This is a genomic window from Klebsiella sp. ME-303 (genome assembly GCF_007910085.1).
Lineage (GTDB): Bacteria > Pseudomonadota > Gammaproteobacteria > Enterobacterales > Enterobacteriaceae > Klebsiella > Klebsiella michiganensis.
This window is the reverse complement of record NZ_VOJB01000069.1, coordinates 86,940-94,706: the sequence shown is the minus strand read 5'-3', so window position 1 is coordinate 94,706 and position 7,767 is coordinate 86,940. Positions and strand designations below refer to the sequence as shown.

The window sequence follows — 7,767 nt, the reverse complement described above, 5'->3', positions numbered from 1 at the left end:
TTCAGGCCAAACACCGAGCTCACGGTGCCCATCAGCCAGGTAAAAGCGGAAAAGCCGAAAATAGACAGCGAGACCAGTCCCCGGGTGCCGCGTCTGGCAATAAAAAAACCGGCCGGGATCTGGCTTACCGCATAGCCGAGGAAAAACATGCTGGCGATGGCCCCGGCCTCAAAGTTGTTGATATGAAACTCGTCAATAATGAACGGCAGTACCGCGCCGATATTCGTTCTGTCGGCGTAATTTATGGCATACACCAGGAAAATCATCGTCAATACCACGAAACGATATTTTGTTTTTCTGGCGTCAGTACAGACAACAGTATCTATACGTGACATAGGGTATCCTCTTTATTTTTTTATGTTTTTGTCGCGACCCTTACCGCATCGCGCCCTGTTATCAGGCCTGTAGTTGCAATATAACAATCCCAAAAAGAAAGGGTATTCAAAAAAGCTCAATTACGCGTGAGAAAAATTTGCTTCGTGACTGCACTCAAATTCCTGTCAATTATTTTTTCGAGAGTTGTGCATTTAAAACTGTTAACTTCATCACGGATTGCGCCATCACTTATTTTCCGGCTGTGCTATGCTGACCATCATTTTCTGGGATAACGGCTGGACGTCCTTCTTTCTGAGTAAAAAAATCGCCTTGCGTTATTCCCCCCCGCCGGAGGAAATCATGAACCAGCCGCTGCAGAATAAAAGCTTGCCGATGCCATCCTTACGTAATATTCAGGCATTTATTGAAGTGGCCGATACCGGCAGCCTGAACCTGGCGGCAGAGAATCTTAATATTACGGCCTCCGCGGTAAGTCATCAGATAGCCAGCCTGGAACAGTATCTGGGAAAAAAGATATTTTCCCGTAGCAGTAAAGGGATGGTATTAACCACAATTGGCGAAAAATACCTTAAAGAGGTTTCCGGGGCGTTAAATATTATTGGTCAGGCCACTAACCAGGTGATTAATGATATCCACCAGGATTATTTACGGATTCATTCCGCGCCGAGCTTTGGATTATTGTGGCTGATGCCCCGTCTGGATAAATTTCGCCAGGCCTGGCCGGAGCTTAAAATTAGCCTGACCTGCTCTTATGAAAGCATCCAGTTCTCCCGCGATAATATTGATATCGATATTCGCCACGGGCTCTCACAGTGGCCAACCCTGGTGGTCAAGACCATAAAAAATGAACGCGTGCTCCCCTTTAGCTCATCGACTTATTTAGCCGGCCGCGACGTTCAGTCCATTGAAGACCTGCTGGCCTGCGACCTTATTCATTCCGATAGCACGCTGATCGGCTGGAGCAACTGGCTGTCGTGGCATAAGGTTCGCGGCTGGAATAAAAACTTTATTTTTAATTTCGACCGCTCCTATATGAGTATTGAGGCTGCCCGGATGGGAATGGGGATTATTCTTGAGAGTAATTTGCTGGCCGGGCAGAGCGTGAGCCAACGCCACCTGGAACCCGTCTTTACCCGCGACGTCAGCATGCCGGTTAACGCGCATCACTTCGTTTTACCGCACCCGAATGAACAAAAAGAGAAAGTGAAGATCTTCTTTGCCTGGGTTGCCGAAGAGCTGAGTCGCGAAGGATTTCATATCTAGCAGCAAACGGTGGACAAACCGCCAACCTGCGCCTAGAGTTAATCAATCGATTGATTAACTTTTCTCGCGCGATGACAACCACTCCCACGACCAGTAAGGGCGAGCAGGCGAAAAGCCAGCTTATCGCCGCCGCAATCGCCCAGTTTGGCGAATACGGCCTGCACGCCACAACCCGCGATATTGCCGCCCAGGCCGGGCAGAATATCGCCGCCATTACCTACTATTTTGGTTCCAAGGACGATCTCTATCTCGCCTGCGCCCAGTGGATTGCCGATTTTATCGAGCACAATTTCCGCCCCCACGCGCAGGCGGCGGAAGCGCTGTGCGCTGAGCCTGTTCCGGATAAAGCCGCCATGCGCACCCTGATACTGGGCGCCTGCCAGAATATGATTTTGCTGCTGACCCAGGACGACACCGTCAATTTGAGCAAATTTATCTCCCGCGAGCAGCTGTCGCCAACGCCGGCCTACCGGCTCATCCACGATCAGGTGATTGCTCCGCTACACTGCTACCTGACCCGCTTAATCGCCGCCTATACCGGCCTTAACGCTGACAGCACGGAAATGGTCCTCCACACCCACGCGCTGCTGGGCGAAGTTCTCGCTTTTCGCCTTGGTCGGGAAACGGTGCTGCGCCGCGCGGGCTGGGCTGAGTTCGATCGGGACAAAACCGCGCAAATTATTGAGGTTATCACCTGCCATATTGATTTCGTTCTGGAAGGATTATCGCAAAGGAGTCTGGAGTCATGAAAAAACCGCTCATCGTCGTTGTGCTGCTTCTCCTGCTGGCCGCTGTCATTGGCGGAGGCTGGTGGTGGTACCAGAGCAGCCAGCAGAAAGCGCTCACGCTGTATGGCAACGTGGATATTCGTACCGTCAACCTCAGCTTCCGCGTGGGCGGGCGGCTGGCGTCGCTCAGCGTCGACGAGGGCGATGCGATTAAAGCCGGGCAGACCCTGGGCGAGCTGGACCGCGCGCCCTACGAGAATGCCCTGCAGCAGGCTCAGGCCAACGTTTCCACCGCCCAGGCGCAGTACGACCTGATGATGGCGGGGTATCGCTCGGAAGAGATCGCTCAGGCCGCCGCCGCGGTCAACCAGGCGCAGGCCGCTTACGACTATGCGCAGAATTTTTACCAGCGCCAGCTGGGGCTGCGCAAAAGCAGCGCCATCTCCGCTAACGACCTGGAAAACGCCCGCTCATCGCGCGATCAGGCCCAGGCGACGCTGAAGTCCGCGCAGGATAAGCTGCGCCAGTACCGCGCCGGTAATCGTCCGCAGGAAATCGCCCAGGCCAAAGCCAGCCTTGAACAGGCGCAGGCCGCGCTGGCACAGGCGAAGCTGGATCTGCACGATACCACGCTGGCCTCGCCGTCCGACGGGACGCTGATGACCCGCGCCGTCGAGCCGGGCAGCATGCTCAGCGCTGGCGGCACGGTGATGACGTTATCGTTAACCCATCCGGTGTGGGTACGCGCCTATATCGATGAAAAAAACCTCGGTCAGGCCCAGCCGGGTCGCGAAGTGCTGCTTTACACCGATAGTCGCCCGGATAAACCCTACCGCGGCAAAATCGGCTTCGTCTCCCCAACCGCTGAATTCACGCCGAAAACTGTGGAAACGCCGGACCTGCGCACCGATCTGGTTTATCGCCTGCGTATTGTGGTCACCGATGCCGACGACGCGCTGCGCCAGGGAATGCCGGTCACCGTCACCTTCAGTCACGGAAACGGCCAATGAGCGAGGACGTGATTACGCTGAGCGGCCTGACCCGGCGCTTTGCCGGCATGGATCGCCCGGCCGTCGCGCCGCTGGACTGCACCATTCACTCCGGCTATGTGACCGGTCTGGTGGGCCCGGATGGCGCCGGAAAAACCACCCTGATGCGCATGCTCGCCGGGCTGCTGAAGCCCGACGCAGGCAGCGAAAAAGTGATCGGCTTCGACCCGATTGCCGACGACAGCGCCCTGCATGCGGTGCTCGGCTATATGCCGCAGAAATTCGGCCTGTATGAAGATCTGACGGTGATGGAAAACCTGACGCTCTACGCCGATCTGCGCAGCGTGACCGGCGAGGCGCGGGAAAAAACCTTCGCCAGGCTGCTGGAGTTTACCTCCCTCGGCCCCTTTACCGGCCGGCTGGCGGGCAAGCTTTCCGGCGGCATGAAGCAGAAACTTGGCCTGGCCTGCACCCTCGTCGGCGAACCGAAAGTCCTGCTGCTGGACGAACCCGGCGTCGGCGTCGACCCTATCTCGCGCCGTGAACTGTGGCAGATGGTGCACGAACTGGCGGGCGACGGAATGCTGATCCTCTGGAGCACCTCTTATCTTGATGAGGCCGAGCAGTGCCGGGACGTTCTGTTGATGAACGAGGGCCAGCTGCTCTACCAGGGGGCGCCAAAAGAGCTGACGCAGACCATGGCCGGACGCAGCTTTTTGGTTTCCAGCGCCCGGGAGAATAACCGCCGCCTCCTCCAGCGTACGCTGAAGCTGCCGCAGGTCAGCGATGGCGTGATTCAGGGTAAATCGGTACGCCTGATCCTTAAAAAAGAGGCCAGGATCAGCGATGTACAGAAGGCTGGCGATATGCCGCCGCTGGAGGTCGCCGAAACCGCGCCGCGCTTCGAGGATGCCTTTATCGACCTGCTGGGCGGCGCCGGGACTGCCGAATCGCCGCTGGGCAACATTATCCACACCGTGGGAGGCTCCCGTGAGGACACGGTGATTGAAGCGCAGACCCTGACCAAGAAATTCGGCGATTTTGCCGCCACCGACCACGTCGATTTTCAGGTCAAACGCGGGGAGATTTTCGGCCTCCTCGGGCCTAACGGCGCGGGAAAGTCCACGACGTTTAAGATGATGTGCGGCCTGCTGGTCCCCACCTCCGGGAAAGCGCTGGTGCTGGGCATGGACCTGAAAGTCAGCTCCGGCAAGGCGCGTCAGCATCTGGGCTATATGGCGCAGAAGTTCTCGCTCTACGGCAACCTTTCCGTTGAGCAGAACCTGCGCTTCTTCTCCGGCGTCTACGGCCTGCGCGGACGGGCGCAGAACGACAAAATCGCCAGCATGAGCGAGGCGTTTGGCCTGAAAAGCATCGCCCGGCAGGCCGCCGACGATCTGCCGCTCGGCTATAAACAGCGCCTGGCGCTGGCCTGCTCGCTGATGCACGAGCCGGATATCCTGTTTCTTGATGAACCCACTTCCGGGGTCGATCCCCTCACCCGCCGCGAATTCTGGCTGCATATCAATAGCATGGTGGATAAAGGCGTGACGGTGATGGTCACTACCCACTTTATGGATGAAGCGGAGTATTGCGATCGTATCGGCCTGGTCTATCGCGGCAAACTGATCGCCAGCGGCACGCCGGACGATCTGAAGGCGCTGGCGGCGGATGATGAACAGCCTGATCCAACGATGGAGCAGGCGTTTATCACCCTCATTCACGACTGGGATAAGGAGAACGCCGGTGAGCGGTAAACTGCTATCGTGGCGGCGCGTACGCGCCCTGTGCGTGAAAGAGACGCGGCAGATTGTCCGCGACCCCAGCAGCTGGCTGATTGCGGTGGTCATCCCCCTGCTGCTGCTGTTTATCTTTGGCTACGGGATTAACCTCGACTCCAGCAAGCTGCGGGTGGGCGTGCTGCTGGAGCAGCAGAGCGAAGAGGCGCTGGATTTTGTCCATACCATGACCGGCTCCCCTTATATCGACGCCACCATCAGCGATAACCGCCAGGAACTGGTGCAGATGATGCAGGCGGGACGCATTCGCGCCCTGGTAACCCTGCCGGTGGACTTCGACCAGAAGATGGCCCGCCCCGGCGACGATGCGCCGATCCAGCTCATCACCGACGGCAGCGAACCCAATACCGCTAACTTCGCCCAGGGCTACGTCGAAGGCATCTGGCAAATCTGGCAGCAGCAGCGGGCGGAAGATCGCGGCGAAACCTTCGAGCCGCTAATCGACGTGCAGACGCGCTACTGGTTTAACCCGGCCGCGATCAGCCAGCATTTTATTATCCCAGGCGCGATTACCATCATTATGACGGTAGTCGGCGCGATCCTGACCTCGCTGGTGGTGGCCCGCGAGTGGGAGCGCGGCACCATGGAGGCGCTGCTGTCGACCGAGATTACCCGCGCCGAGCTGCTGCTGTGCAAGCTGATCCCCTACTATTTCCTCGGCATGCTGGCGATGCTGCTGTGTATGCTGGTGGCGGTGTTTATTCTCGGCGTGCCGTTCCGCGGTTCGCTGGTGATTCTGTTTTTTATTACCAGCCTGTTTTTGCTGAGTACCCTGGGCATGGGGCTGCTGATTTCCACCATCACCCGTAACCAGTTTAACGCCGCGCAGGTCGCGCTGAATGCCGCGTTCCTGCCTTCAATTATGCTGTCCGGGTTTATTTTTCAGATAGACAGCATGCCGGCGATAATCCGCGCGGTGACCTACGTGATCCCGGCGCGCTATTTTGTCAGCACCCTGCAAAGCCTGTTTCTGGCGGGCAACATCCCGGTGGTGCTGCTGGTGAATGTGATGTTTTTAATCGCCTCGGCGGTGATGTTTATCGGCCTGACGTGGCTGAAAACCAAACGGCGTCTGGATTAATTTGCCTGCGCGCCCCCCGGTACAAGGGCTGGCAAACGGGTAGCCCGGATAAGCGCAGCGCAATCCGGGGCTCACAAAGAGAGAATATGAGATGTTTCATCGCTTATGGACGTTAATCCGCAAAGAGCTGCAGTCGCTGTTGCGTGAACCGCAGACGCGGGCGATTTTGATTATGCCGGTGCTCATTCAGGTGCTGCTGTTCCCCTTTGCCGCCACGCTGGAGGTAACGAACGCCACCATCGCCATCTATAACGAAGACAACGGCAAGCACGCCGTGGAGCTGACCCAGCGCTTTGCCCGCGCCAAAGCCTTCACCCACGTGCTGTTACTGAAAAGCCCTCAGGAAATAAGACCGACCATCGATGAACAAAAAGCGCTATTGGTCGTGCGTTTCCCGGCGGATTTTTCGCGCAACCTCGACACCAACCAGACCGCCCCGCTCCAGCTGCTGCTGGACGGGCGCAACTCCAACAGCGCGCAAATTGCCGCCAACTACCTCCAGCAGATCGTCAAAAGCTATCAGCAGGACCTGCTGGAAGGCAAAGCCAAACCGAACAATAGCGAGCTGGTGGTACGCAACTGGTATAACCCGAATCTCGATTACAAATGGTTCGTGGTGCCGTCGCTGATCGCCATGATCACCACCATCGGCGTAATGATCGTCACCTCGCTCTCCGTTGCCCGCGAGCGCGAACAGGGGACGTTCGACCAGCTGCTGGTCTCGCCGCTGGCAACATGGCAGATCTTTATCGGTAAAGCGGTCCCGGCGCTGATTGTCGCCACCCTTCAGGCGACCATCGTGCTGGGGATCGGTATCTGGGCCTACCAGATTCCCTTCGCTGGCTCACTGCTGCTGTTTTACTTCACGATGATCGTTTACGGTCTGTCGCTGGTAGGATTCGGACTGCTGATTTCGTCGCTGTGCTCCACGCAGCAGCAGGCGTTTATCGGCGTATTCGTCTTTATGATGCCGGCGATTTTACTCTCCGGCTACGTTTCGCCGGTGGAAAATATGCCGGTATGGCTACAAAACCTGACGTGGGTGAACCCGATTCGTCATTTCACCGATATCACCAAGCAGATCTATTTGAAGGATGCGAGTCTGGAAATCGTGTGGGGAAGTTTGTGGCCGCTACTGGTCATAGCGGCCACCACCGGCTCGGCGGCGTATGCGATGTTCCGAAGAAAGATCGCGTAATACTCGTCATCGTTCAAGCCACAACTGCGTTGGCTCGCCTTGCTCCCCCCAGTCACATAGTTATCTATGCTTCTGGGGATTCGCTGCGTTGCCGCCTTGTTGTAGCCCGAACGATTTAGCGTATCTGTTTTTATCTTTCGCCAGCAGTGAAACCACCGCCGGACCGGCCAGTATTGCCAGCCCGGCGAGGGCCAGCAGCAGGTTATTGTGCAGCACGCGCGACAGCAGCCACAGCACGATCACCGCGGTACCGAAGTACCAGGTGGTGGTGAGTTCCTCAAGGAAATCACCGACGTCGCGCCAGCGCTCATCGTGATGGCGCTGCAAAAACAGCATCGACACTAACGTGACGCCGTACAGCACGCACAAACCT

General features: G+C 57.2%; 8 protein-coding genes. 6 read left to right on the top strand and 2 right to left on the bottom strand.

Features of this window, described 5'->3' with window-relative positions; translation table 11 throughout:
• Positions 1-335, bottom strand: a 335-nt coding sequence (locus FQK12_RS27625; RefSeq protein WP_261393012.1) for an MFS transporter, incomplete at its 3' end; no start/stop codon positions are given.
• Between the two features lie 340 nt (positions 336-675).
• On the opposite strand from FQK12_RS27625, the gene FQK12_RS10220 reads away from it, so the two are divergent.
• The 6 genes from FQK12_RS10220 (at position 676) to FQK12_RS10195 (ending at position 7,394) form a co-directional block, all read left to right on the top strand.
• Entirely contained in the window at positions 676-1,599 is a 924-nt protein-coding gene (locus FQK12_RS10220) for a LysR substrate-binding domain-containing protein (protein WP_014228504.1), read from the top strand.
• A gap of 71 nt (positions 1,600-1,670) precedes the next feature.
• Positions 1,671-2,348, top strand: a complete 678-nt coding sequence (gene cecR / locus FQK12_RS10215; RefSeq protein ID WP_014228503.1) for a transcriptional regulator CecR — start codon at positions 1,671-1,673, stop codon at positions 2,346-2,348.
• Entirely contained in the window at positions 2,345-3,337 is a 993-nt protein-coding gene (gene hlyD, locus FQK12_RS10210; protein ID WP_014228502.1) for a secretion protein HlyD, read from the top strand. Before cecR ends, hlyD begins: the two co-directional genes overlap by 4 nt.
• Positions 3,334-5,073 (top strand): ATP-binding cassette domain-containing protein, encoded by a 1,740-nt coding sequence (locus FQK12_RS10205; protein ID WP_014228501.1) that lies wholly within the window; start codon positions 3,334-3,336, stop codon positions 5,071-5,073. The genes hlyD and FQK12_RS10205 overlap by 4 nt, the downstream gene beginning before the upstream one ends.
• On the top strand, positions 5,063-6,196 hold the full coding sequence (locus FQK12_RS10200) for an ABC transporter permease (protein ID WP_014228500.1): 1,134 nt from the start codon (positions 5,063-5,065) through the stop codon (positions 6,194-6,196). The genes FQK12_RS10205 and FQK12_RS10200 overlap by 11 nt, the downstream gene beginning before the upstream one ends.
• A gap of 91 nt (positions 6,197-6,287) precedes the next feature.
• Entirely contained in the window at positions 6,288-7,394 is a 1,107-nt protein-coding gene (locus FQK12_RS10195; RefSeq protein ID WP_014228499.1) for an ABC transporter permease, read from the top strand.
• Positions 7,395-7,454: 60 nt separating this feature from the next.
• On the opposite strand, the gene FQK12_RS10190 is transcribed toward FQK12_RS10195, so the two are convergent.
• The coding region (locus tag FQK12_RS10190) for a YbhQ family protein (RefSeq protein WP_261393009.1) at positions 7,455-7,767 on the bottom strand (313 nt) is incomplete at its 5' end.

Bases quoted from the DNA above. Each gene is read 5' to 3' on its own strand.
- FQK12_RS10220 (WP_014228504.1), top strand. From the start codon at position 676: ATGAACCAGCCGCTGCAGAATAAAAGCTTGCCGATGCCATCCTTACGT.
- FQK12_RS10205 (WP_014228501.1), top strand. From the start codon at position 3,334: ATGAGCGAGGACGTGATTACGCTGAGCGGCCTGACCCGGCGCTTTGCC.
- cecR (WP_014228503.1), top strand. From the start codon at position 1,671: ATGACAACCACTCCCACGACCAGTAAGGGCGAGCAGGCGAAAAGCCAG.
- hlyD (WP_014228502.1), top strand. From the start codon at position 2,345: ATGAAAAAACCGCTCATCGTCGTTGTGCTGCTTCTCCTGCTGGCCGCT.
- FQK12_RS10195 (WP_014228499.1), top strand. From the start codon at position 6,288: ATGTTTCATCGCTTATGGACGTTAATCCGCAAAGAGCTGCAGTCGCTG.